The organism is Rhizobium sp. C4 (assembly GCF_021026315.1).
Classification (GTDB): Bacteria; Pseudomonadota; Alphaproteobacteria; order Rhizobiales; family Rhizobiaceae; genus Ensifer_A.
Genome location: NZ_JAJNCX010000009.1, coordinates 73,051 through 97,017, shown reverse-complemented (window position 1 = coordinate 97,017; position 23,967 = coordinate 73,051). Strand labels below are relative to the sequence as shown.

General features: G+C 61.8%; 23 protein-coding genes. 10 read left to right on the top strand and 13 right to left on the bottom strand.

Going from position 1 to position 23,967, the window contains the following annotated elements; genetic code table 11:
- Nucleotides 1–89: 89 nt before the first annotated feature.
- The 4 genes from LQK84_RS16220 to LQK84_RS16205 all read left to right on the top strand — a co-directional run bounded on the left by LQK84_RS16220 (nt 90) and on the right by LQK84_RS16205 (nt 4,989).
- Nucleotides 90–794 (top strand): ABC transporter ATP-binding protein, encoded by a 705-nt coding sequence (locus LQK84_RS16220; RefSeq protein WP_230829769.1) that lies wholly within the window; start codon nt 90–92, stop codon nt 792–794.
- Nucleotides 791–3,334, top strand: coding sequence for an ABC transporter permease (locus tag LQK84_RS16215; protein ID WP_230829768.1), 2,544 nt, complete (start codon nt 791–793; stop codon nt 3,332–3,334). Before LQK84_RS16220 ends, LQK84_RS16215 begins: the two co-directional genes overlap by 4 nt.
- Nucleotides 3,335–3,598: 264 nt before the next feature.
- On the top strand, nt 3,599–4,366 hold the full coding sequence (locus LQK84_RS16210) for a Bax inhibitor-1/YccA family protein (RefSeq protein ID WP_230829767.1): 768 nt from the start codon (nt 3,599–3,601) through the stop codon (nt 4,364–4,366).
- Between the two features lie 71 nt (nt 4,367–4,437).
- The gene (locus LQK84_RS16205; protein WP_230829766.1) at nt 4,438–4,989 is read left to right on the top strand and encodes a GNAT family N-acetyltransferase; all 552 of its coding nucleotides are present in this window, start codon (nt 4,438–4,440) and stop codon (nt 4,987–4,989) included.
- Between the two features lie 145 nt (nt 4,990–5,134).
- Here LQK84_RS16205 and LQK84_RS16200 read toward each other — a convergent pair whose 3' ends face one another.
- From LQK84_RS16200 to LQK84_RS16190, 3 genes are all read right to left on the bottom strand, one after another.
- Nucleotides 5,135–5,530 carry a DUF2794 domain-containing protein gene (locus LQK84_RS16200; protein ID WP_230829765.1) on the bottom strand — a complete coding sequence of 132 codons (396 nt, stop codon included), beginning with the start codon at nt 5,528–5,530 and terminating at the stop codon, nt 5,135–5,137.
- Nucleotides 5,531–5,610: 80 nt separating this feature from the next.
- A complete protein-coding gene (locus tag LQK84_RS16195; protein WP_230829764.1) occupies nt 5,611–6,348 on the bottom strand; it encodes a DUF1223 domain-containing protein in 738 nt (245 codons plus the stop codon).
- Nucleotides 6,349–6,452: 104 nt separating this feature from the next.
- The gene (locus tag LQK84_RS16190; protein WP_230829763.1) at nt 6,453–7,439 is read right to left on the bottom strand and encodes a P1 family peptidase; all 987 of its coding nucleotides are present in this window, start codon (nt 7,437–7,439) and stop codon (nt 6,453–6,455) included.
- Nucleotides 7,440–7,627: 188 nt separating this feature from the next.
- Here LQK84_RS16190 and LQK84_RS16185 point away from each other — a divergent pair, with 188 nt between their 5' ends.
- Complete coding sequence (locus LQK84_RS16185) at nt 7,628–8,326, top strand: orotate phosphoribosyltransferase (RefSeq protein WP_230829762.1); 699 nt, start codon at nt 7,628–7,630, stop codon at nt 8,324–8,326.
- Nucleotides 8,327–8,410: 84 nt separating this feature from the next.
- Nucleotides 8,411–9,337 carry a carbohydrate kinase family protein gene (locus LQK84_RS16180; RefSeq protein ID WP_230829761.1) on the top strand — a complete coding sequence of 309 codons (927 nt, stop codon included), beginning with the start codon at nt 8,411–8,413 and terminating at the stop codon, nt 9,335–9,337.
- Between the two features lie 243 nt (nt 9,338–9,580).
- Here LQK84_RS16180 and LQK84_RS16175 read toward each other — a convergent pair whose 3' ends face one another.
- Nucleotides 9,581–10,234, bottom strand: coding sequence for a glutathione S-transferase (locus LQK84_RS16175; RefSeq protein WP_230829760.1), 654 nt, complete (start codon nt 10,232–10,234; stop codon nt 9,581–9,583).
- Nucleotides 10,235–10,330: 96 nt separating this feature from the next.
- Between LQK84_RS16175 and LQK84_RS16170 the strand changes: the two genes are divergently transcribed.
- A complete protein-coding gene (locus LQK84_RS16170; RefSeq protein ID WP_230829759.1) occupies nt 10,331–11,545 on the top strand; it encodes a polyhydroxyalkanoate depolymerase in 1,215 nt (404 codons plus the stop codon).
- Between the two features lie 168 nt (nt 11,546–11,713).
- Here the strand turns inward: LQK84_RS16170 and pgi are convergent, their stop codons facing one another.
- The 7 genes from pgi to miaB all read right to left on the bottom strand — a co-directional run bounded on the left by pgi (nt 11,714) and on the right by miaB (nt 19,949).
- Nucleotides 11,714–13,339 carry a glucose-6-phosphate isomerase gene (gene pgi / locus LQK84_RS16165; protein WP_230829758.1) on the bottom strand — a complete coding sequence of 542 codons (1,626 nt, stop codon included), beginning with the start codon at nt 13,337–13,339 and terminating at the stop codon, nt 11,714–11,716.
- A 191-nt stretch (nt 13,340–13,530) separates the two neighbouring features.
- Entirely contained in the window at nt 13,531–13,950 is a 420-nt protein-coding gene (locus tag LQK84_RS16160) for a helix-turn-helix domain-containing protein (protein ID WP_230829757.1), read from the bottom strand.
- Nucleotides 13,951–14,108: 158 nt separating this feature from the next.
- On the bottom strand, nt 14,109–15,689 hold the full coding sequence (lnt, locus tag LQK84_RS16155) for an apolipoprotein N-acyltransferase (RefSeq protein WP_230829756.1): 1,581 nt from the start codon (nt 15,687–15,689) through the stop codon (nt 14,109–14,111).
- A 74-nt stretch (nt 15,690–15,763) separates the two neighbouring features.
- Nucleotides 15,764–16,915, bottom strand: coding sequence for a hemolysin family protein (locus LQK84_RS16150; RefSeq protein ID WP_230829755.1), 1,152 nt, complete (start codon nt 16,913–16,915; stop codon nt 15,764–15,766).
- Nucleotides 16,916–16,926: 11 nt separating this feature from the next.
- On the bottom strand, nt 16,927–17,436 hold the full coding sequence (gene ybeY, locus LQK84_RS16145) for an rRNA maturation RNase YbeY (protein ID WP_230829881.1): 510 nt from the start codon (nt 17,434–17,436) through the stop codon (nt 16,927–16,929).
- On the bottom strand, nt 17,433–18,497 hold the full coding sequence (locus tag LQK84_RS16140) for a PhoH family protein (RefSeq protein ID WP_230829754.1): 1,065 nt from the start codon (nt 18,495–18,497) through the stop codon (nt 17,433–17,435). The genes ybeY and LQK84_RS16140 overlap by 4 nt, the downstream gene beginning before the upstream one ends.
- Before the next feature lie 30 nt (nt 18,498–18,527).
- The gene (gene miaB / locus LQK84_RS16135) at nt 18,528–19,949 is read right to left on the bottom strand and encodes a tRNA (N6-isopentenyl adenosine(37)-C2)-methylthiotransferase MiaB (protein ID WP_230829753.1); all 1,422 of its coding nucleotides are present in this window, start codon (nt 19,947–19,949) and stop codon (nt 18,528–18,530) included.
- Between the two features lie 167 nt (nt 19,950–20,116).
- Between miaB and metK the strand changes: the two genes are divergently transcribed.
- Together metK and trmB are read left to right on the top strand one after the other, a co-directional pair.
- The gene (metK, locus tag LQK84_RS16130) at nt 20,117–21,355 is read left to right on the top strand and encodes a methionine adenosyltransferase (RefSeq protein ID WP_230829752.1); all 1,239 of its coding nucleotides are present in this window, start codon (nt 20,117–20,119) and stop codon (nt 21,353–21,355) included.
- A 1-nt stretch (nt 21,356) separates the two neighbouring features.
- A complete protein-coding gene (trmB, locus tag LQK84_RS16125) occupies nt 21,357–22,061 on the top strand; it encodes a tRNA (guanosine(46)-N7)-methyltransferase TrmB (protein WP_230829751.1) in 705 nt (234 codons plus the stop codon).
- Between the two features lie 26 nt (nt 22,062–22,087).
- On the opposite strand, the gene LQK84_RS16120 is transcribed toward trmB, so the two are convergent.
- The gene (locus tag LQK84_RS16120) at nt 22,088–22,345 is read right to left on the bottom strand and encodes a DUF1150 family protein (protein WP_230829750.1); all 258 of its coding nucleotides are present in this window, start codon (nt 22,343–22,345) and stop codon (nt 22,088–22,090) included.
- A 52-nt stretch (nt 22,346–22,397) separates the two neighbouring features.
- Nucleotides 22,398–22,829, bottom strand: coding sequence for an Hsp20 family protein (locus LQK84_RS16115; protein WP_112630797.1), 432 nt, complete (start codon nt 22,827–22,829; stop codon nt 22,398–22,400).
- 174 nt (nt 22,830–23,003) lie between these two features.
- On the opposite strand from LQK84_RS16115, the gene LQK84_RS16110 reads away from it, so the two are divergent.
- Nucleotides 23,004–23,948, top strand: a complete 945-nt coding sequence (locus LQK84_RS16110) for a nucleoside hydrolase (protein ID WP_230829749.1) — start codon at nt 23,004–23,006, stop codon at nt 23,946–23,948.
- The last annotated feature ends 19 nt before the right edge of the window (nt 23,949–23,967 follow it).

The window sequence follows — 23,967 nt, the reverse complement described above, 5'->3', positions numbered from 1 at the left end:
GTCACCCTAAATTGCGTATTGCTTTCCAACCGGCCCGCGCGCCGGCCCGACCTTCGTTCCAGTCTTCCATTGATATAGGGCAGATTTTCGTGACCGACACCATTATCCGCCTGAAAAAGGCCGACCTGACGCTCGGGCTCTCCGCCGCGTCCGTTCATGTGCTGAAAGAAGTCGACCTCGAAATCGCCCGCGGCCGCTCGGTCGGCATTGTCGGCCCATCGGGGTCTGGCAAGTCGACGCTTCTCATGGTCATGGCGGGGCTGGAGCGGGTGGATCGCGGCGAGGTCGTGATCGACGGCGCGCCCTTTCATCAGATGAACGAAGACCAGACCGCAGCCTTCCGCGGCCGCAATATCGGCATCGTCTTCCAGTCCTTCCACCTGATCCCCAACATGACGGCACTGGAAAATGTCGCCGTGCCGCTGGAGCTTGCCGGCGAAGCGAAGGCCTTCGACATCGCCCGCAAGGAGCTTGAGGCCGTCGGCCTTGGCGCGCGGATGTCGCATTATCCGGGACAATTGTCCGGCGGCGAGCAGCAGCGCGTGGCGATTGCACGCGCCCTTGCCCCGTCGCCGGCCCTTCTCATTGCCGACGAGCCGACCGGCAATCTGGATGGCGAAACCGGGCGGCAGATTGCCGATCTTCTCTTCGCCAAGCAGGCCGAACGCGGCATGACCATGCTTCTCGTCACCCATGACCCGTCGCTGGCCGCCCGCTGCACCGAGCAGGTGCGCATGCGCTCCGGCCGCATCGAGGGTGCAGCAACACCCGTGCGCGAAACGGTGCAGGCATGAGCGCGGCAACGCGGTTCCGCCTCGCCTTCAGGCTGGCGCTGCGCGAAATGCGCGGGGGGCTCAGCGGCTTTTACATTTTCCTCGCCTGCATTGCGCTTGGCACCGGGGCGATTGCCGCCGTGAATTCGGTGGCGGGCTCCGTCACCGGGGCGATGCGCGAGCAGGGGCAGACGATTCTTGCCGGCGACATCCGCTTCCAGATCAACAATCGCGACGTTGCGCCGGAAGAGGAAGCCTATTTCAGGACATTCGGCGAGATCTCCCGCTCCGACACCATTCGCTCCATGGCGCGCAAGGCCGATGGCAGCGACCAGACGCTTTCTGAGGTGAAGGCGGTCGATGGCGGTTATCCGCTTTATGGAACGCTGCAGTTCGAGCCGCAGACGAGCCCGGCGGAGGCGCTCGCCGAAAAGGACGGAACCTTCGGCGCGATCGCCGCGCCCGACCTCCTCGACCGGCTGAAGCTGAAAGTCGGCGACGGTCTTCTGGTCGGCAATGCGAAGCTCCGCATCACAGGCTCGCTAGTCAAGGAGCCGGATTCGCTGTCCGAGGGCTTTGCCTTCGCGCCGCGGCTCATCGTCAGCCGCGAGGCGCTGGCCACTGCCGGCCTCGTGCAGACCGGCAGCCTGATCGAGCATGTCTTTCGCGTGAAGCTGCCGGCTGGCGCGCAGATGCCCGCGGACCTGAAGAAAAAGACGGATGCGGCCTTCCCGAATTCCGGCATCCGGATAGCGACCAGCGGCAACGCGGCGCCGCAGCTCAATGACACGATCAGCCGCTTCACCGAATTCCTGACGCTGGTCGGGCTGACTGCGCTGATTGTCGGCGGCTCTGGCGTGGCCAATGCCGTGCGCGCCTATCTCGATTCCAAGCGCGGCGTCATTGCGACGTTCAAATGCCTCGGCGCGCCGGCCTCGACCGTGACGCTGATCTACATGCTGCAGATCCTGATGATTGCGGCGGTCGGCATTCTCGCCGGCCTCGTGCTCGGCGCCATCGCGCCGATGATCGCCAACCGGTTCCTTGCCGAATACCTGCCTGTCGATCCGACGCCGACGCTGTTTCCGGCAGCACTTCTCATTGCCGCCCTCTTCGGTTTGCTGACGGCAGCCGGATTTGCCATCCTGCCGCTCGGGCGCGCCCGCGATGTGCCGGCCACCGCCCTGTTCCGCGAACAGGGCTTCGAGCCGACCCGCTGGCCGGCGCGGCCGTTCGCGATTGCGGCCGGCGTCGTTTTCCTCGCCATTGCGGCCCTTGCGGTGTTCACCGCGCAGGATCGGCGCATCGCGCTCTATTTCCTCGGCGCCATCATCGTCGCCTTTGTTGTGCTCAGGCTGGTCGGCGTCGGCATTGCGGCCCTTGCGCGCCGCAGCCCGTCCTTCCGCTCGCCCGTCGTGCGGCTGGCGCTCGGCAACATTCACCGGCCCGGCGCGCTCACCGGCCCGGTCGTTCTGTCGCTCGGCCTCGGGCTGATGCTTCTGGTGACGCTGGCGCTGATCGACGGCAACATGCGGCGCGAACTTCAGGGCAGCATGGCCGTGCGCGCGCCGGATTATTTCTTCATCGACATCCAGAGCCGCGACCTGCAGGGCTTTCAGGACGTCGTGAAGAAGAGTGCGCCCGACGCGAAGCTGGTCGAGGCGCCGATGCTGCGCGGGCGACTGACGGCGCTGAACGGCACTGACGTCTCGCAGATCAAGGCGGCGGAAAGCGTGCGCTGGGTGCTGAACGGCGACCGCGGCATCACCTATTCGGAAACCGTGCCGGAAAACGCCACCGTGACCGAGGGCGCCTGGTGGCCCAAGGACTATACCGGCCAGCCGCTTGTTTCCTTCTCCGAACAGGAGGGCAAGGAGCTTGGCCTGAAGGTCGGCGACACCGTGACCGTCAATGTTCTCGGCCGCCAGATCACCGCGAAGATCGCCAATATGCGCAAGGTCGACTGGCGCTCGATGGGCATCAATTTCGTCATGGTCTTCACGCCCTCGACCTTCAAGGGCGCGCCGCATGCCTGGCTGGCGACGCTGACCGGGTCGGATGCCGACCGTTCGGCGGAGAATTCGGTCGTTCACGCCGTAACGAACGCCTATCCGGGTGTGACGACCATCAACATCAAGGACGCGATCGACACCGTGACGAAGCTGACCGGGCAGATCGCACTGGCCATTCGCGTCGCGGCCAGCGTGGCGCTGATCTCCTCAGTCCTGGTTCTGGCCGGTGCGCTCGCCGCCGGCAACCGCGCCCGTATCCATGACGCCGTGGTCCTGAAGACGCTGGGGGCGACGCGGCGGACGCTGATTGCGGCCTTCGCGCTCGAATATGCACTGCTTGGGCTCGCAACCGCGCTCTTCGCGCTGATCGTCGGGGCTGCCGCCTCCTACGGCGTCGTGCATCTGATCATGACGCTGCCCTGGCGTTTCGGCCCGTGGACAGCGGTGCTGACCGCAGTCCTCTCTCTCGTCGTGACCGTCGGCGTCGGCCTGATCGGAACGTGGAGGGTGCTGGGACAGAAAGCCGCACCAGTCTTGAGAGAATTATAGTAAATAAAGCTAAGCCTGCAAAAGTAACAGGAAATTTAGATTCTGAAGACTTGCGGAACTTGAGCTTGCACCTCATATTCAACGCATCGGCGCGAAAACCGTCATCGGGTTTCGCAAAGCACGATGCGCAGATTGGAGAATTAGAGCGTCCTTTGCGCATTCTGTGAGGATGTGCGGCGCTCTAAGTCAACATGGCGGGATTGCGCCTAAAAATGCTCTTTCCGACATGCAAATCGGGCAAAACGCCCCCTTTGAGAGGAAACAATGGCTGAACTTCGCAACTTCCAAACTGGAACGCAGTCCGGCGTGATGATTGATCAGGGCCTTCGCAGCTACATGCTGAAGGTCTACAATCTCATGATGTTCGGCGTCGGTATCACGGGCGTCGCCGCCTACGTGACGACGCTTCTGACCACGACAAATGATCCGTCGCAGGCCGCTGCGACGATGCGCGGCGGTGTCATGCTCACGCAGCTTGGCGTGGCGCTTTATACCTCGCCGCTGCAGTGGGTTGTCATGCTGGCGCCGCTGGCGCTGGTCTTCTTCCTGAGCTTCCGCATTGACAAGATGAGTGTTTCTGCTGCTCAGGGCACGTTCTGGGCCTATGCTGCCCTTCTCGGCGTCTCGCTGTCGTCGATCCTGCTCGTCTACACGGCGGCCAGCATCACGCAGACCTTCTTCGTCACCGCAGCCTCGTTCGGCGCACTGTCGCTCTATGGCTACACGACGAAGCGTGACCTGTCGGGCATGGGTTCGTTCCTGGTGATGGGCCTCTTCGGCGTCATCCTGGCCTCGATCGTCAACATCTTCCTGAAGTCGTCGGGCCTTGAGTTCGCGATCTCGATCATTGGCGTGCTGGTCTTTGCCGGCCTGACCGCCTGGGATACGCAGAAGATCAAGGAAATGTACTACGATGCGGACGATGAAGTGACCTATGGCCGCAAGGCCGTGATGGGTGCGCTGACGCTGTACCTCGACTTCATCAACCTCTTCCTGTTCATGCTCCGCTTCCTCGGCAACAACCGCAATTGATTGCGAGCGGACTTGGGATATAACGAAAGGCGGCCTTCGGGCCGCCTTTTTTGTTGCCTGGAGTTCTGCGCATGACCTTCTCCATCCGCAATGCGGACCTGCACGATCTTCCCGCCATTACAGAGATTTACCGCGAATCCGTCCTCAACGGCACGGCGACCTACGAGCTTGATCCGCCGGATCAGGCCGAGATGACGTCGCGCTTCGAGACGATTACCGGGCGGGGTTACCCTTATGTGGTTGCGGCAGGCGAAGACGGAACCATTCTCGGCTATGCCTATGCGTCAGCCTTCCGAACGCGTCCGGCCTATAACTGGCTGGTGGAAGACTCGATCTATCTTTCGCCGGCCGCACGCGGCAAGGGCATCGGCCGGGCGCTGGTCGATGAACTCGTGACCCGCTGCACCGCGCTCGGCTTCCGCCAGATGGTCGCCGTTATCGGCGGTTCAAGCCCCGCCTCGATCGGTGTTCACCGCGCGGCAGGTTTCCAGATGTGCGGCACGCTGAACGCGACCGGCTTCAAGCTCGGGCAATGGCTGGATACGGTGTTCATGCAGATTGCTCTGGGTGAAGGTGCAGAGACGGTGCCAGATGTTGGGGTGTATCCGGGGAATTTGAAGTAAGCGTCGTTCGGATTGCAGGGGTAGACGCATGATGCCCCTCGCCCTGAGGTGCCTGCGCATCGCGCAGGCCTCGAAGGGTCCCCAGCCCAGAACACGACCCTTCGAGGCCGCCCATGGGCGGCACCTCAGGGTGAGGACTTAGCCTTCAGGTCTCGACCAGCTTCAGCACCTTGTCGAAGACCTTCAGCACCTGCTTCAGGTCATGCCCGCGCTTCAGCACCTTGCCGGCCGTGTTGACGACGCTGTAGGCGCCCTGCTTGTTGGCAAGCCTCGGGTCCTTGACGATCTGGTAGAGCGGCATTTCGCCCGAGCGCTTGAAGACCGAGAAGATGGCGACGTCGCGCATGTGGTCGAGCGCGTAATCCTTCCATTCGCCCTCGCCGACCATGCGGCCGTAGATCCAGAGGATCATGTCCAGCTCGCGCCGATGGAAGGTAACAGGAAGTGGATCCTTCGCGTGTCTATATTCGCGCAGGTCGATGACATCGGCCGAATTCGTTGACCTAGCTGATTCCCGTTGCAAATCGGGTTGATCGTCCAATGCCGCGCTCCGCATGATGACATTTCCATGTCAGTTTGCCTGACTTACATCAAAATGCAAGGGCGAAGGCTGGGGGTGTCTTACTGCGTCCAGGCCATGACGCCGGCAGCCCCGAGAATGGGGCCGGGTTCGCCATTCGGGCCTGTCTGCTGCAGGAGGACGGCGCAGCCGTCATATTCGCGCATGTCCATGACCGAAACGGGCAGCTTCAGCTGCAGCGCATCGCCCTTCCACATGCCGACCGTTTCGACTTCGGTGACGCTATTCAGATAGGTGATCGTCTTGCCGGAATTTTCGCCGCGCGTGATCGGTACGGTCTGCTTGCGCTTGAAATAGGCAATCACGACGTCGCCCGATCCCTTGCCGGCGCCGACGGAGATGTCCATTTCCTTGCCGTTGACAGAGGCCTGGATCGGGATCGACAAGCCCTGTCCCGCACCTTCAAGCTTCTTCAAGCCGGTCTCGATCGCGCCCTTGTCCGCGCCGTTGACGTCGGTTCGACCGTTGAGAACGGCCTGCGGCGTATAGACATTCGAGCGGCTCATGGTCGCGGCATAGCCGTATTGCCGGCCGGTATTCTGCTTCGAAGATAGGGTGTCGGCCCAGCCGAGATAGTTCCAGTAGTCGACGTGATAGGACAGCGCCAGAAGATCGCCGCGGTGGGCAAGCTCGCCCAGAACCGCATCGGCCGGCGGGCAGGAGTTGCAGCCCTGCGAGGTGAAAAGCTCCACGACGCCTTTGGGCGCACCCGTATCCTCAGCTTGCGCGGCGGCAAGCGGAAGAATGGAGACAGCAATCAAAAGGACAAGCCGGTTCATGGAAATCGGTTCTCGGAGCACTCTTACAAGCATGGACTTTAGGACATCCCGACTTCAACGCAAAATCACATTGGGGTGAGAACATTGAGAGGGATGATTATCAGTCAGCCGAAGCGATCACACCATGCGGGCTGCGTCCCGGCCTGCGGCAGGGCCGTTGCGGCATGAACGCCGCGCGCCACGGCGCGGGCCATGACGAGGGTGGCGAGATGGCAAAGCTCGAAATAGTCGCCGGCGCTTGTCAGCTGCTTCTCGCCCGTTGCGGCTGAGAAGACCGTGTCGCCATCAGCCGGGAGGTGAGCCGGCAGGATGGCCCGGGCAAGCCCGTCATGCGCCATGATGGAGAGCCGGTGCGTCTGCGCCTTGGTCAGCTGCGCGTTGGTCGCAACGAGGCCGATCGTGGTCGAGGTGAGGTTCAGGCCCTTGATGCGCATGGCGACATCGCTTTCGGAGAAGCTGGACGGCAGGCCGAGGCCGCCGAATTCGCCCTCGCGCTCGAAGGGCGCGGCCCAGAAATGCGGCCCCTCGCCGACGACGGCCGAGCCCAGCGCGTTGACCGCAACAATCGCGCCAATGGTGAGCCCGCTCTTCGTCCTGGCCGAGGCGGAGCCCAGTCCGCCCTTCAGCGTGCCGGTCGTCGCCCCCGTGCCGGCGCCCACCGTGCCGAGATCGAAGCTGCCGGATTTCGCCGCCTTGTAGGCATCGTAGCCCATGTCGCGATAGGGCGATTGCAGGCCCCAGTCCTTGTTGCCACCGTTGATCAGGTCCATCAGGATCGCCTGCGGCACGATCGGCACGCGGACATTGCCGACCTCAAAGCCGCGGCCATCGGCGCGAAGGCCGGCCTGAATGCCGCCCGCCGCATCGAGCCCGAAGGCCGAACCGCCCGAGAGCACGAAGGCATCGACCTGTTCCACCATCATCGACGGATCGAGCAGCGCGGTATCGCGCCCGCCCGGCGCACCGCCGAGAACCGTCCCCGAGGCCGTGGCCGGCTTGTCGAAGACGATGGCCGTCACGCCCGAGCCAAGCTCGAGATCGGTGGCATGGCCGATGGAAATTCCGGCGATATCGGTGATGAGATTGAGCATGGCGGCCTCCTTTTTGCGGCGGATATGACCACGGCTTGCGAATGGATGAAAGGGCGAAAAGGGTCGCAGCGGACTGGAATTTCCGCGTCCTGCCTGCTATGCGCGACCAGAGCGCCGGTCGAAAAAGTGGAACCCGGTTTTTCGACCGGCGCGGGAACAAAAGACAGGTTCAGGCAGGAGAGCGCGCGATGTTCCAGAACACCTTCCCCGACAAGACCGTGATGGCCGATCTGATGGCGAAAATGCTGTGGGAGTGCAAGGCGGTCCATTTCCGTCCGGAAGAGCCCTACAAGCTGGCCTCTGGCCTGCGCAGCCCGGTCTATATCGACTGCCGCAAGCTGCTCTCCTATCCCCGCATCCGCTCGGCCATCATGGATTTTGCAGCCGCCACACTGCTTTCCGAAGTCGGCTTCGAGCAGTTCGACTGCATTGCCGGCGGCGAGACGGCGGGCATTCCCTTCGCCGCCCTTCTGGCCGACCGTCTGGCGCTGCCGATGATCTATGTGCGCAAGCAGCCGAAGGGTCATGGACGCGGCGCGCAGATCGAAGGCGTGATGCCGGAAGGCGCGCGCGTGCTGGTGATCGAGGACCTGACCTCGGCCGGCACCTCGATCTTCACCTTCATCAATGCCGTGCGCAATGCCGGCGGCGTGGTCGATCACGGCATGGCACTGTTCTTCTACGGCATCTTCCCGGAGGCCGAGGCCCGCTTCGTCAACGGCAAGGTCAACATGCACCACATCGCCACCTGGCGGAACGTCCTAAAGGTCGCGCGTGAGCAGAAGCTGTTCGACGATGAGAAGCTGGCCTCCGTCGAGGAATTCCTCAATGCGCCTGTCCAGTGGTCGGCAGCACATGGCGGCGTTTCGGAACTGCCGACGGCCTGATTTCATCCGGATTTAATCTTCGAGGCCTTGGCTTCTGGCCGCGCCTCGATTAAATCGATTGAAGAACACATTGGGAGAGACCTCATGATCCTTTGCTGTGGCGAAGCGCTGATCGACATGCTGCCGCGCACGACGACGCTGGGCGAAAATGCCTATGCCCCTTACGCCGGCGGCGCGATCTTCAACACGGCGATTGCGCTCGGCCGTCTCGGGGTCCCGACCTCCTTCTTCACCGGTCTCTCGGATGACATGCTGGGCGATGTGCTGCGCGAAACGCTGACCGCTTCGGGTGTCGATTTTTCGCCCGCCGCCACCTCCTCGCGCCCGACCACGGTTGCCTTCGTCAAGCTGGTCAACGGGTCTGCGACCTACGCATTCTACGACGAGAACACCGCCGGCCGCATGATCACGCGGACCGATCTGCCCAAACTCGGCGATGATTGCGAGGCCATGCATTTCGGCGCGATCAGCCTGATCCCCGATCCGTGCGGCGACGCCTATGAGGCGCTGCTGACGCGCGAGGCGCACAAACGCGTCATCTCGCTCGACCCGAATATCCGCCCCGGCTTCATCAAGGACAAGCCGGCCCATATGGCGCGCATCAAGCGCATGGCCGCCCTTTCCGACATCGTGAAGTTTTCGGACGAAGATCTGGAATGGTTCGGCATGGGCCATGACCATGCGAGCCTCGCCGCCCATTGGCTGAACCATGGCGCCAAGCTCGTGATCATCACGCGCGGCGCCGATGGTGCGGATGGCTATACGCAGAATTTCAAGGTCACTGTGCCCAGCGAGAAGGTAACGGTAGTCGATACCGTCGGCGCGGGCGACACATTCGACGCCGGCGTTCTCGCCTCGCTCAAGATGAAGGGCCTGCTCACCAAGGCACAGGTTGCCTCGCTCAACCAGGGCGATGTGCATGATGCACTGGCGCTGGCGGCGAAGGTTGCCGCTGTGACCGTGTCACGCGCCGGCGCGAACCCGCCCTGGGCGAAGGAAGTCGGGCTTTAAGTCAGCGGATTTTTTTGCAATCATCCGCACCTTTCGCCTCTTATTGAAAGCCCGGGTTTTTCATTATTCTTCGGCATATGCCGCTTCCCTCTCTGGCTGCCGCCATCTCCCCCACAAGGGGGAGATGGGTGGGGTTCTGTCGCGCTCAGCCTTTTGGGCGAACAGGGTGCGGCCAGGTTAAGCCCTCCCCCTTGTGGGTAGGGTTTGGGAGGGGTGGGCGCGAAGCGCCCTCTTTGAAACGGCTTAGAACTCGACCTCGAGTTCGACAATCTCCGCCGGCTCGGCTTCTGCGCCGGCGATCCATTCCTGCATGAGCGGCCAGGCGAAGATGTGGTCGCAATAGGCCTTCAGCTTCGGATCGAGTTCGACCGCATAGGTGACGAAGCGCGAGCAGACGGGGGCGAACATGGCGTCGGCGATGGTCGGGTTCTGGCCGAAGAGCCAGGGGCCGCCATAGGTGTCGAGGCATTCGGTCCAGATTTCCTTGACGCGCTCGACATCGGGGCGGGCGCCGGAGAAGATCTTGAAGCTCTTGTAGCGCGTGCGGATGTTCATCGGCAGGGCCGAGCGCATGTTCTGGAAGCCGGAATGCATTTCGCCCGAAACGGCGCGGCAGATGGCGCGCGCGGCCTGATCATAGGGCAGAAGGCCGGCAGACGGGTTCCACTCGTTCATGTATTCGGCAATGGCCAGCGTGTCCCACACCGTGACCACGCCATGGGTCAGGCGCGGCACCAGCACGGAGGGGGAAAGAAGCAGGAGTTCCTTGCGGTTCTTCTCGTCCGGCGGCGCAACGACTTCGGTGAATTCGAGGCCCGCCATCTTGCAGAGCAGCCAGCCGCGCAGCGACCAGGAGGAGTAGTTCTTCGACGAAATGGTCAATTCGGCTGACAACATGATTTCCACCCCACTGAACGCCTGACAATATCTTCTGGCAACGGGATCGAAAATGCACTAGCTTTTTGCATTGCACAAGAAGGAGATTGCCCCCTTATGCTTTATCAGGCCTACCAGCTGCAGGACGACTTGATCGGTCCCTTCCGCAAGGCAGCGAAATTCTGGATGCGCATGGGCAATTGGGGCTTCGGGCCGCTGACGCGCGACGCGAACCAGCAGTTCCTGGCAGCCCTTGAAATGGTCTCGCGGTTCGAGCTCACGCATTCCCGCCCCGATTTCGGCATCAAGGAGGTTTCGACCGGCAATCAGGTCGTGCCGGTGCGCGAAGAGGTCGCTCTCGACCTGCCCTTCGGCAAGCTCCTGCATTTCGCCAAGGATATCGACGCGCTTCAGCCGCGCGTGCTGGTCGTTGCCCCCTTGTCCGGGCACTTCTCGACCCTGCTCGCCGGCACGGTGAAGACGCTGCTGCAGGACCATGACGTCTATATCACCGACTGGACCAATGCCCGTGACGTGCCGTTGTCCGAGGGGCATTTCGGCGTCGAAGACTATATCACCTACATCATCCGCTTCCTGGAAGAGATCGGGCCGGGCGCGCATATTCTCGCCGTCTGTCAGCCCTGCGTGCAGGCGCTTTGCGCCGTCTCCGTCATGTCGGAAGAGAACCATCCGGCGACGCCGAAGACGATGACGCTGATGGCCGGTCCCATCGATCCGCGCGAAAGCCCGACCGAAGTGAACGAACTGGCGGTGAAGAAATCGCTGGAATGGTTCGAGAATTCGATGATCTCGACCGTGCCCTATCGCTATGCCGGCGGCGGGCGCAAGGTCTATCCGGGCTTCCTGCAGCTGATCGCCTTCATGTCGATGAACATGGAGCGCCACAAGAAGGCGCATGCCAAGCTCTATGATCACCTCGCCAAGGGCGAGACGAAGGAAGCCGAGAAGATCAAGACCTTCTACGACGAGTATTTCTCGGTACTGGATCTGACGGAAGAATTCTACATCGAGACCATCGACCGCATCTTCCAGAAGGCCGAACTTGCCACCGGCGACTTCAACTATATGGGCCGACCGGTCAATCCGGGTGCGATCCGCAAGACGGCGCTTCTGACGGTCGAGGGCGGCCGCGACGATATCTGCGCGCTTGGCCAGACGGCCGCCGCGCATGATCTCTGCAATTCGCTACGCCCGCATCTGAAGCGGCACCATCTGCAGGCCAATGTCGGACACTATGGCGTGTTCAACGGCCGGCACTGGAACAATGAAATCTATCCGGTGGTGCGGAATCATATTTTGATGATGGAGTGAGTACTCCAGCCAATCTCCCCCCTTGAGGGGGAGATGCCCGGCAGGGCAGAGGGGGGTATGGTGCGGCATACTCATTCCCTCGTCATGTTTTCGGGGCCTGCGGCACCCCCTCTGTCAGCTTCGCTGACATCTCCCCCTCAAGGGGGGAGATTGACGTCGGAGCAAGCCTTACTCCACCCGCCCCTTGAGCGCCGCAACCAGCCCCGCGGTCGACGAATCCAGCCCGTCCGTGCCCTTGGCACCCTGCACAACCGGCAACAGGCCCGTTGCCAGTTCCTTGCCCAGTTCCACCCCCCACTGATCGAACGAGTTGATGCCGAACATGACGCCTTCGACGAAAACGCGGTGTTCGTAGAGCGCGATCAGGCAGCCGAGCGCGAAGGGGGTCAGCTTGTCGTAGACGAAGGTGATCGAGGGGCGGTTGCCGGTGAAGACGCGGTGGGGGGCGATCTTTTCGGCTTCGTCTTCGGCCCATTTCTGGGCGAGAAGCTGCGCTTTTGCCTCGGCTTTGGTGCGGCCCTTCAGAAGCGCCTGGGACTGCGCCAGGCAATTCGACATCAGCAACTCGTGCTGATAGCGCAGCTTGGGCTCGAAGCCATTGGCGGCGATCATGAATTCGACCGGGATGATATCCGTACCCTGATGGAGCAGCTGGAAGAAGGCATGCTGGCCATTGGTGCCGGGCTCGCCCCAGACGACCGGGCCGGACGAGCCATCCACCGGCGCACCTTCGATGACGACGCCCTTGCCGTTCGATTCCATGTCGAGCTGCTGGAGATAGGCGGCAAAGCGCGACAGGCGCTGGTCGTAAGGAATGACCGCGCGGGACGTGTAGCCGAGGACATTGCGCTGATACCAGCCGACCATGCCGAGAACCATGGGCAGGTTCTTTTCAAACGGGGCCGAGCGGAAATGCGTGTCCACCGCATAGGCGCCGTCGAGGAAGGCGCCGAAGTTTTCAGGGCCGACCGAGATCATCAGCGGCAGGCCGATAGCCGACCAGATGGAATAGCGACCGCCAACCCAATCCCAGAAGCCGAAGACGCGGGCCGCATCGATGCCGAAGGCGGCGACCTTGTCGAGGGCGGTGGAGACGGCGGCGAAGTGATGGCCGACAGCCGCCTCGCCGAGCTTATCGGCGATGAAGGCGCGGGCCGATTTCGCGTTCGTCATCGTCTCGATGGTGGTGAAGGTCTTGGAGGCGACGATGAAGAGCGTCGTTTCCGGGTCGAGCAGCTTCAGCGTGTCGGCGATATGGGCGCCATCGACATTGGAGACGTAATGGGCGCGCGGGCCGTCATGATAAGGCGCCAGCGCCAGCGTCGTCATGGCGGGGCCGAGATCGGAGCCGCCAATGCCGATATTGACGATATCGGTGAACTTCTTGCCGGTGGCACCTGCGATCTTGCCCGAGCGGATGCCGTCCGCAAAGGCGCCCATGGCGGCGAGCACGGCGTTGACGTCGGGCATGACATCGGCGCCATCAACGATGACGGGCGTGTTGGCGCGGTTGCGGAGCGCCGTGTGGAGCACGGCGCGCTTTTCCGTCAGGTTGATCTTTTCACCGGCAAACATCGCTTCGCGCTTGGCGGCCACGCCTGCCTTTTCGGCGGCGTCGGCCAGCAGCGTCATGATCTTCGGGTTGACGGCGGTCTTGGAGAAATCGAGCAGCAGATCGCCAAGACCGATGCTGTAGCGGGAGAAGCGCTCCGGATCGGCCGCAAAGGCGGCGCGGATATCGGTTGCGGCCGTTTCGGCGACAACATCACGAAGGGCTTTGACGATGGATTGCATCTCTTCTCTCCTCGGGTCGCAGCCAGTTGCCCTGACGCGAAAGTTTGACCGTTCGGGCCTGAGTCTTAAGACACCAATCGATTTAAAGAAAGGCGTTTGCGTGGTTGCGAAACCAATTTCGCAGCCCCAAAGAAAAAGCCCCGGGCATCGCGGCCCAGGGCTTATCAAAACTCACGTCTACAACCCAGACGTCAGTCGACGTCGGCCTCGGCGGCGAGCGCCTTGACCAGATCAACCAGCTTGCGGCGCACCTTGGCATCGCTGATCTTCACGAACGCGCGGTTGAGCTGCAGGCCTTCGGACGACGACAGGAAGTCGACGACATAGTTGGAGCTCGATGCTTCGGCCATGCCGGCCTGACCGGACGACGTGTCGCCGGGCGCGTCCTCGAAGAAGAAGGAAACCGGAACATTCAGGATGTTGGAGATGTTCTGGAGACGGCTTGCGCCGACGCGGTTCGTGCCCTTCTCGTACTTCTGGATCTGCTGGAACGTGATCCCGAGACTTTCACCAAGCTTTTCCTGGCTCATGCCAAGCATCGTTCTCCGGAGGCGGATACGGCTGCCGACGTGAATGTCGATCGGGTTCGGTTTTTTCTTGTTAACGACCATTTAAGTGCCCTGACTTGACTAGCTGCGGTGTAACCCGGCTGCACAGTTTCATAACTTTGAGGCAAGACTTCGCCCGTCGGTTACGCCTCCACCTTCGCGCAACAGGGTATATCTACCATCGCGCCGCACTATGCATTTTAAGGGGTTTCTGGTCAATTCTAACGGAAAATAAAACTAACGCGAGAAAAAGCGGCAAGGAGGAAAATTAGCACGGTCAACAACCAAAAGTTTGTACTTCGTGCAGAACTGTTCAAGGATGAAACAGATTTTAGCGGGAAGGTTGAATCGACTAAACCAGTGGTGTGTATTCCAGCCCCAGAAATAATTTGTCCATCCGCGGCAATTATTGCGGATATACCGCTGTTGGCACTGCGGATCATCGGCAAACCGAGCTCCACGGCGGTCACCCGCGCCTGGTGAAAATGCTGATACGGGCCGGGTGTCCGGCCGAACCAGATGTCATTGGTGAGGTTGATCAGCGCCGAAGCGCGGGCCACGGCCGGACCGATTTCCTCCGGGAAGATCGCCTCGTAGCAGATGAGCGGATAGAGCTGGCGGCCGCCGGGCAGCGTCAGCAGGTTCGGGCTGACGGCGGCGGTATAGCCACCCGGCAGGGCCGCAATCGTATCGACGCCCCATGACCGCAGAAGATCGGCAAAGGGCATGTATTCGCCGAAGGGCACGAGATGCACCTTGTCGGCGGCAGAAACGATCTGGCCTTCGCTGTCGAACACATAGGCAGAGTTGTAGTAGCGGCGCGGCGAGCCGGGTCCCGCATCCTCGGCGCGGACCGTGCCTGCAATCAGCGTCTGCTTGTCGTGCAGCAGATCGGCCAGCCGCGTGAAGGCCTCCTGCTTTTCGGTGAGGATGAAGGGAATTGCGGTTTCCGGCCAGACGATGAGGTCCGGCTTCTTGCCGCCTTCGGGCGGAAGCTTGCTAAGCGTCAGCAGCTTGTCGAAGATGGCGTTGCGGCTCTCGTCGGTGTCGCCATCATCGAGCCCGATGAAGGGCTGCACGAGACGGACGCTGATCTCGCTCTTGCCGGGCCGGGCCGCGAAGCGCTGCATCGCCCAATGGCCATAGCCGAAATCGGCGGCGAGAAGCAGGGCGGCGAGCGCGATGCCGATCCGGGCACCCTTGCCGGTGCCGAGAAGTGCGGGCATCGCGAAGACAAAGACGGCCAGCAGCGTCATGCCCTCGACGCCGATCAGCCGCACCGGCTGCATCATGATCGGGATCGGCATGGCGGTGTAGCCAATCGCATTCCAGGGAAAGCCGGTCAGCACGAAGCTGCGCAGCCATTCGAGGATCGCGAAGGCGACGGCAAGCATGGCAATGCGGCCAAGGCCATCGGGCCAGAGCAGGCGGGCAAGCGCGACCGCCAGCCCGTAGAAGATCGCAAGCACGGCGGGAAGGCCAACGACAGCCAGCGGAATGGCCCATTTGAAGTCGGGATCTTCGAGAAGCGGGCTCGCCAGCCACCAGAGGCCGGCGACGAAATAGCCAAAGCCGAAGAGCCAGCCGATGGCAAAGGCGGGAAGAATGCGGCCGAGAATTCCGCTTTCAGGCGAGCCGGCCGTGCCGTCGATCAGCCAGACGAGCAGCGGAAAGGCAACGAACATGGCGGCGAAGACGTTGAGTGGTGGCAGGGCCAGCGCCCCGATGGCGCCTGCGGCAAGCGCGATCAGCGCCCGCTTCCATCCCCAGCTCAAGATGACGCCGTTTGCCAGTCTTTCCATGCTTCACGCCCGAATTGATGCAAGACCGCATGCGTCCGGCCCGCCGACCGGGCCGAACGTCCACGAAATTGCGCTCAATCTAGGGCGGGAGGCTTGCCCGGGCCTGCCGACTGGACGGCCATGGGCTCCAGTTCCTGCTCGCCCTTGGTCTGCACGCGGCGGCGCGGCGCAACGCGCTTGCGGGTAATGCGCACCTTCTTGATGCGGCGCGGATCGGCTTCCAGCACGTGGAATTCGAAGCCGGGGAGCGCCTGCACCACCTCGCCGCGCACCGGAATGCGACCAAGCGAGGAGAAGATCAGGCCGCCGATCGTGTCGACATCTTCCAGCTGCTCGCGAATGTCGAAATCCGAGCCGATAAGCTCGGCGATCTCTTCCAGTTCGGCACGCGCGTCTGCGATGAAGACATCGTCAGAGGTCTTGCGGATCATGACCTCGTCGTCGTCATGTTCGTCCTCGATATCGCCGACGACCATTTCGACAATGTCTTCCAGCGAGACGAGACCGTCGGTGCCGCCATATTCGTCGATGACCAGCGCCATCTGGATGCGCGAGGCCTGCATGCGCGCCATCAGATCCGAAGCCAGCATCGAAGGCGGCACGAAGAGAAGCTGGCGCACGATGCCGGTTTCCGACAACGGTTTGTTGATGTCGATGCGGCCGAGATCGAAAGCGGGCTTCGGCAAGCGCGAGGCGGGCTTTTCCTCGGTTTCGGCAGCCGCCGCAGCAGCCTTTGCAGCGGAGGCGGCGCGGGTGGAGGTTCGCCGCTTGTTGCGCGCCTGTTTCATGATCCAGGACAGAAGATCGCGAATATGGACCATGCCGCGCGGGTCATCCAGCGTGTCGCAATAGACCGGCATGCGCGAACGGCCCGAATCCTCGAAGAGAACCATCAGGTCGCCCACAGAGATGCTCTGGTCCACCGCCTCGATATCGACGCGCGGCACCATGACATCCTCGACGCGGACTTCGCGGAAGCGCAGGATATTGTGCAGCATGGCCCTTTCGCTGGGGGAAAAGGCCGCGTTGCTGCCCGGATCGGCAAGGAGCGCGTCGGCAATATTCTCGCGCAGGCTCGATCCGTTGGACGGCTTGAAAAGGCGCGCAGCCCAGCTCCTTAAAGGATTGCCGTTCTTGTGCGCGCCGGAGGGACTGCCGCCCTCCTCGGAAACTGACGAGCCATTTTCATCGCTCGCCGCTCGTGTCGTGTCAGATATGTCGCTCATTGTCTCCAGGATCAGGTCAGTTCGGTTCCCGCATAAGGGTCAGATAGGCCCAACCCCAGGAGAATGCGAGTCTCCAGACCTTCCATGATCGTCGCTTCTTCATCGTTCATGTGATCATAGCCGAAAAGATGCAGAAAACCATGCACTAGCAGATGGCTTAAATGCGCCTCGAACGGCTTTTCCAGTTCAGCCGCCTCGCGGGCGACCGTCTCATAGGCGAAAATGATGTCGCCCAGCATCGGTCCCGGCATGCCGCCGGGTTCAAGCGGATAGGCTGGGAAGGACAGAACATTGGTCGGCTTGTCCTGCTCGCGCCATTCCGCATTGATCTCGCGGATCGAAGCATCGTTGGTGAAGAGAAGAGAAAGCTCGACCGGATGTTTCGGGAAAGGCTGGCTTTCCTTCGTCTTCAGCCAGGTTTCGGCGGCGGCCAGCACCGGTTCGCATAAAGCAAGAAGACTGGCCTCTTCGGGCCAGTCCCCTTCCTCGATGGAAATCTGTATGTCGAGCGTGTCGGTCAGTTTGTGCTCCCCACCGCATCCGCGACGGGCTCCGGCTTTTCGTACTCGGCGTCGTAAGCCTTGACGATGCGCCCGACAAGGGGGTGACGCACGACATCGACATCACGGAAGCGAATGATCGAGACGCCCTCGACCTCCTTCAGGATGCGCAACGCCTCGACCAGACCGGATTTGACGCCGCGCGGCAGGTCGATCTGGCTCGGGTCGCCGGTGATGATCATGCGGGCGTTTTCGCCGAGACGCGTCAGGAACATCTTCATCTGCATGGAGGTCGTGTTCTGCGCCTCGTCGAGAATGACGGCGGCATTCGACAGCGTGCGACCGCGCATGAAGGCGAGCGGGGCGATTTCGATGACGCCGGCGGTGATGGCGCGTTCGACCTTGTCGCCCGGCATCATGTCGTAAAGCGCGTCATAGAGCGGGCGCAGATAGGGATCGACCTTTTCCTTCATGTCGCCGGGCAGGAAGCCCAGACGCTCGCCGGCTTCGACGGCGGGACGCGACAGGATGATCTTGTCGACCGCGCCGCGTTCCAGAAGCTGGGCGGCATGGGCTACCGCAAGATAGGTCTTGCCGGTGCCGGCGGGGCCGGTGCCGAAGACGAGTTCGGAACGCTCCAGCGCGCGGATATAGGCATCCTGCGTCGGGGTGCGGGCAGCAATCGTCTTCTTGCGGGTGGAAATCTGCGCCATGGTCAGCTTGGCCTTCCGCTCCAGCGTCGGCAAGGTCAGCTGATCGTCGGCGGCCACGGCCATGCGGATGGCGCCCTCGACATCGGAGGTCTCCACCGAACCGCCCTTCTGCAGACGGTCGTAAAGATAATCGAGCGCCCGGCGGGCCTGATTGGTGGCCTGAAGATCACCGGAAATGGCAACGGAATTGCCGCGTGCCCGCGCATCCACCCTTAGCCGTTCCTCGATGAGCTTCAGATGCTCATCGAACTGGCCAAACAGTTCGCTGGCGTATCGGTTGTTTTCGAACGTGAGCACGAAATGATTGGCATCCGTGACGGACGAGCGGGATTGACGCGAAGTTTGCGGCACCATTTCGTGTGTGTTCAAGCGGTCGGGCTCCATGTTGGTCCCGGACCTTCAGCTTTCCGCCACCTCGGCAAACAAGCTGTTTGGACCGGCTTCGGTGATTCTTACTTTTATAATGTCACCGATTTTTAACTTGTCACCGCTTTTCGTCGTTTGCGCGTCGATAATTACCGGTTGAAGCCAGGGCGAGCGCCCGACGAGCTGGCCGGGCATGCGCCCTTCCTTCTCCAGAAGCAGGTCGATTTCCTTGCCGACGCAGGCGCGCGCAAAGTCGCGCTGCTGCTGGAAAAGCAGGGTTTGCAGGCGGTCCAGCCGTTCAGACTTCACCTCTTCCGACACATGGTCGGGCAGGTCTGCACCGGGTGTTCCGGGGCGCGGCGAATATTTGAACGAGAAAGCCTGTGCATAACCGATTTCTTCGATCAGCCGCATGGTCGCCTCGAAATCCTCGTCCGTCTCGCCGGGGAAGCCGACGATGAAATCGCCCGACAGTGCCAGTTCCGGATTGACGGCGCGGATGCGCTTGACCAGTGCGATATAGTCAGCCGCCGTATGCTTGCGGTTCATCGCTTTCAGGATACGGTCGGAGCCGGACTGAACCGGCAGATGCAGATAGGGCATGAGCTTCCGCTCGGTCGCATGCGCCGCAATCAGGCGGTCATCCATGTCGCGCGGATGGCTGGTCGTGTAGCGCAGGCGGTCAAGGCCGTCGATTTCGGCAATGGCAGCGATGAGTTCGCCGAGGCCGATCGCCTTGCCTTCCGCGTCCGTGCCATGCCAGGCATTGACGTTCTGGCCGAGAAGGGTGAGTTCGCGCACGCCGGCTTCGGCAAGCTTACGCGCCTCGTCCACGATCTGAGTAAGCGACCGCGAGACTTCCGAGCCGCGCGTATAGGGTACGACGCAGAAGGTGCAGAACTTGTCGCAACCTTCCTGAACGGTGAGAAACGCCGTGGGTCCGCGGGATTTCGTCACCGCTTTTTCAGCCGCCGGCAGATGCTCGAACTTGTCTTCCAGCGCATAATCGGTCTCGACCGGCTTGCGGCCGGCGCGGACATCCTTCAGCACCTGCGGCAGGCGATGATAGGTCTGCGGACCGACCACGAGATCGACGGCCGGCGCGCGGCGCAGGATTTCCTTGCCCTCGGCCTGGGCCACACAGCCCGTCACGCCGATGACGAATTCGCGGCCTTCGGCGTTTTTCGCCTTCTTCATGTCACGCAGGCGGCCAAGCTCGGAATAGACCTTTTCCGCCGCCTTCTCGCGAATGTGACAGGTGTTGAGAAGGACCAGATCGGCCTCTTCCAGCACCGTCGTTTCCGCATAGCCGTCAGCGGCCAGCGCATCGGTCATGCGGGCGCTGTCATAGACATTCATCTGGCAGCCGTAAGTCTTTACGAACACCTTGCGGGTATTCGTGTTGACGGCCGCGTCGGTTGCGGGGTTGGCGGGTTGGAGCGCTTGTTCGGTCATGAGCGCCTCCATACTGCATTGAAACCTCGAAATGAAGCCCAAAACCCGCAAAAATAAGGGATTTGGTAATGACATAAAGATATAATTATGTCCTTCTACGCTTGTTTTCTGAAGCCGGAATGGCTACAGAGTCGATCGGTATTTCTTCCAGAGGGGATCAAGCCCAGATGCGCGCCAACTACCTTTTCACCAGTGAATCCGTGTCCGAAGGTCATCCGGACAAGGTCTGCGACCGCATTTCCGACGAGATCGTGGATCTCGTGTATCGCGAAGCGGCCAAGACCGGTGTGAACCCCTGGGGCGTGCGCATCGCCTGCGAAACGCTGGCGACGACCAACCGCGTCGTCATTGCCGGTGAAGTTCGCCTGCCGCCGAGCCTGATGAAGAAGGACAAGAACGGCCAGGACGTCATCAACCCGGCCAAGTTCAAGACCGCAGCACGCCGCGCCATCAAGGATATCGGCTACGAGCAGGACGGCTTCCACTGGAAGACGGCCAAGATCGACGTTCTCCTGCACTCGCAGTCGGCCGACATCGCCCAGGGCGTTGACAACGCGTCCGACCAGCAGGGCAATGAAGGTGCCGGCGACCAGGGCATCATGTTCGGGTACGCCTGCAAGGAAACGCCGGACCTGATGCCGGCTCCGATCTATTATTCGCACAAGATCCTGCAGCTGCTCGCCACTGCCCGCCGCAAGGGCGAGGGTGACGCCGGCAAGCTCGGCCCGGACGCCAAGAGCCAGGTCACGGTTCGTTATGAAAACGGCAAGCCGGTCGAGGCTGTGTCGATCGTTCTCTCCACGCAGCATCTCGATGCCAGCTGGGATTCGAAGAAGGTTCGCGAAGTCGTTGAGCCCTATATCCGCGAAGCGCTGGGCGATCTGAAGATTGCCGACGATTGCGTCTGGTACATCAACCCGACCGGCAAGTTCGTCATCGGCGGCCCGGACGGCGATGCTGGCCTGACCGGCCGCAAGATCATTGTCGACACCTATGGTGGCGCAGCGCCCCATGGCGGCGGCGCATTCTCCGGCAAGGACACGACGAAGGTTGACCGTTCGGCGGCTTATGCTGCCCGCTACCTCGCCAAGAACGTCGTTGCCGCCGGTCTTGCCGACCGCTGCACGATCCAGATTTCCTACGCCATCGGCGTTGCCCAGCCGCTGTCGATCTATGTCGACCTGCACGGCACCGGCAAGGTCACGGAAGACCAGGTCGAAGCTGCGATCCGCAAGGTGATGGACCTGTCGCCGACGGGTATCCGCCGCCATCTCGACCTCAACAAGCCGATCTACGCCAAGACATCGGCTTATGGCCATTTCGGCCGCAAGGCCGGCCGTGACGGCTCCTTCTCCTGGGAGAAGACCGACCTCGTGAAGGCGCTGAAAGACGCCATCAAGGGCTGACATGACGGATCACGAAGACCATCCGACCCGCGCTTCCGAAGCCTTCTTCGGACGCCGGAAGGGCAAGGCGTTGCGTGCCAACCATGCGCGCCTGATGGAGACGCTGCTGGCTGAGCGGCTCGTCGACCTCTCCATGCCCGCGCCTGCCGATCTTCGTGATCTCTTTCCCGTTCCGGTCAGCCGCCTTCGCCTCGAAATCGGCTTTGGCGGCGGCGAACATCTGATCCACCGCGCGACGACCGAACCGGATACCGGTTTCATCGGTGTAGAGCCCTTCATCAATTCGATGGCGAAGCTGCTTTCGAGCGTCGAGCAGACGGGCGCGCACAATATCCGTGTCTTCAACGACGACGCGGCACTCCTGCTGGACTGGCTGCCGGCCGGCGCGTTCGACCAGATCGATCTGCTCTATCCCGATCCGTGGCCGAAGAAGAAGCACTGGAAACGGCGTTTCGTCAGCCAGGTGAACCTCACACGCTTCCACCGCGTGCTGAAGCCCGGCGGACTCTTCTGCTTCGCCTCCGACATCGATACCTATGTGAACTGGACGCTGCAGCATTGCCGCGACCATGGCGGCTTCGAATGGACGGCGGAAAACGCCTCCGACTGGCTGACGCCCTATGCGGGCTGGCCGAGCACGCGCTACGAGGCCAAGGCCAAGCGCGAGGGGCGGTCTTCCGCCTATCTGACTTTCAGGAAAATTTAGCCACCTGTTTGAACAGGTGGCTTTGGTCAGTGAACCGTGACCGTCTTCAACTGGTCTTCTGCGGCCTTGAAGAAGGTCGAGGAGCGGTTGTCGGTGAGCAGGATCGGCGTTCCATCGGCGCCGAAAAGCGCCCAGAGATCGATATCCGGATCAAGGTCCGGCGCTTCGGGGAAGCAGCGACCGACATCGGTCGCGGAAATCTTTCGGATATAGGCGACTTCGCCGTCACCCAGGTGTGCAAGGTCGCTGAGCGACAGGGCCGCGGGGACTTGCTTCATCTGCATTTCAGAGCCTCCTTCAGGAAGAGAAGCGGAACGGGCGCAATCGACCGTGTAGTTACTCTGAAACGGAAATGTTAATTTTCCTTACCAGCCGCTCCGGTTCCGGCCTCATGATATCTACGGAGAGAAGGCCATTCTTGAGCACAGCGGCCTGCACCTGCATTCCGTCAGCAAGAACGAACATACGCTGGAACTGGCGCGCGGCGATGCCGCGATGCAGATAGTCGCGCTCGCCCTGCTCGGTCTGGCGACCGCGGATGATCAGCTGGTTTTCTTCCGTCGTCACATCCAGCTCATCTTCGGAGAAGCCGGCAACGGCGAGCGTGATCCTGAGACCGCCGACGAAATTGCGGGACGGATCGGGCGCGAGGCGTTCGATATTGTAGGGAGGGTATCCGTCATTCGCCTTGGCAATCCGCTCCAGCGTCTTTTCCATGGCGTCAAAGCCCAGAAGGAGGGGGCTCGCGAAGGTCGTCATTCTTGTCATCGTCCAAAGTCCTTGGGGTAAGCGACTTGAAGCGGACCCGGCATCGCGGCATCACGCTTGTGCCCAATATGGTGTGTGATTTTCGGCAGCGCAAGGTGGCGGAAAAAGTCGATTGAGAATTGAATGCAAAGCGTTAGTCTCTGCGGCAAATCAGACGCACTTACAGGAAATGCCATGACAGCGCCGCGCAAGATCATCATCGACACAGACCCGGGGCAGGACGACGCCTGCGCCATCCTTCTGGCACTCGGCAGCCCGGAGGAACTCGATATCCTCGGCATCACGACGGTCGCCGGCAACGTGCCGCTGGCGCTGACCTCGAAGAATGCCCGCATCGTCTGCGAAGTCGCCGGCAAGACCGACATCAAGGTCTACGAAGGCTGCGACCGGCCGATCTCGCGCCCGCTGGTAACGGCGGAATATGTGCATGGCGCCACTGGGCTCGATGGTCCGGAACTGTTTGAGCCGAGCATGCCTGTCCAGCCGCAGCACGGCGTCGACTTCATCATCGAGACGCTGCGCAACGAACCCGCCGGTACGGTTACGCTCTGCACGCTCGGCGCGCTGACCAATGTCGCGACGGCCCTCACCCGCGCGCCGGACATCGCGCTGCGCGTGAAGGAACTCGTCATGATGGGCGGCGGCTATTTCGAGGGCGGCAACATCACGCCGGCCGCCGAATTCAACATCTATGTCGACCCCGAAGCTGCCGATATCGTGATGAAATCCGGCATCCCGGTCGTCATGATGCCGCTCGATGTCACGCACAAGGTGCTGACGCTGAAGCGCCGCGTCGAGAAGATCGGCGCGCTCGGCACCAAGGTGTCGAAATTCATCGTCGACATGCTCGGCTTCTTCGAACGTTTCGATGTCGAGAAATACGGTTCCGATGGTGGCCCGCTGCACGACCCGACCGTGATTGCCTATCTCATCAAGCCGGAGCTCTTCTCGGGCCGCATGTGCAATGTCGAGATCGAAACCCAATCCCCGCTCACGGCCGGCATGACGGTCGTCGACTGGTGGCAGGTCACCAAGCGCCCGCACAACGCCATGGTGATGAAGGATGTCGACGCGGAAGGGTTCTTTGATCTGCTGACAGAGCGGGTGGGGCGGCTTTAAAACGCCCCACACTCGTCAC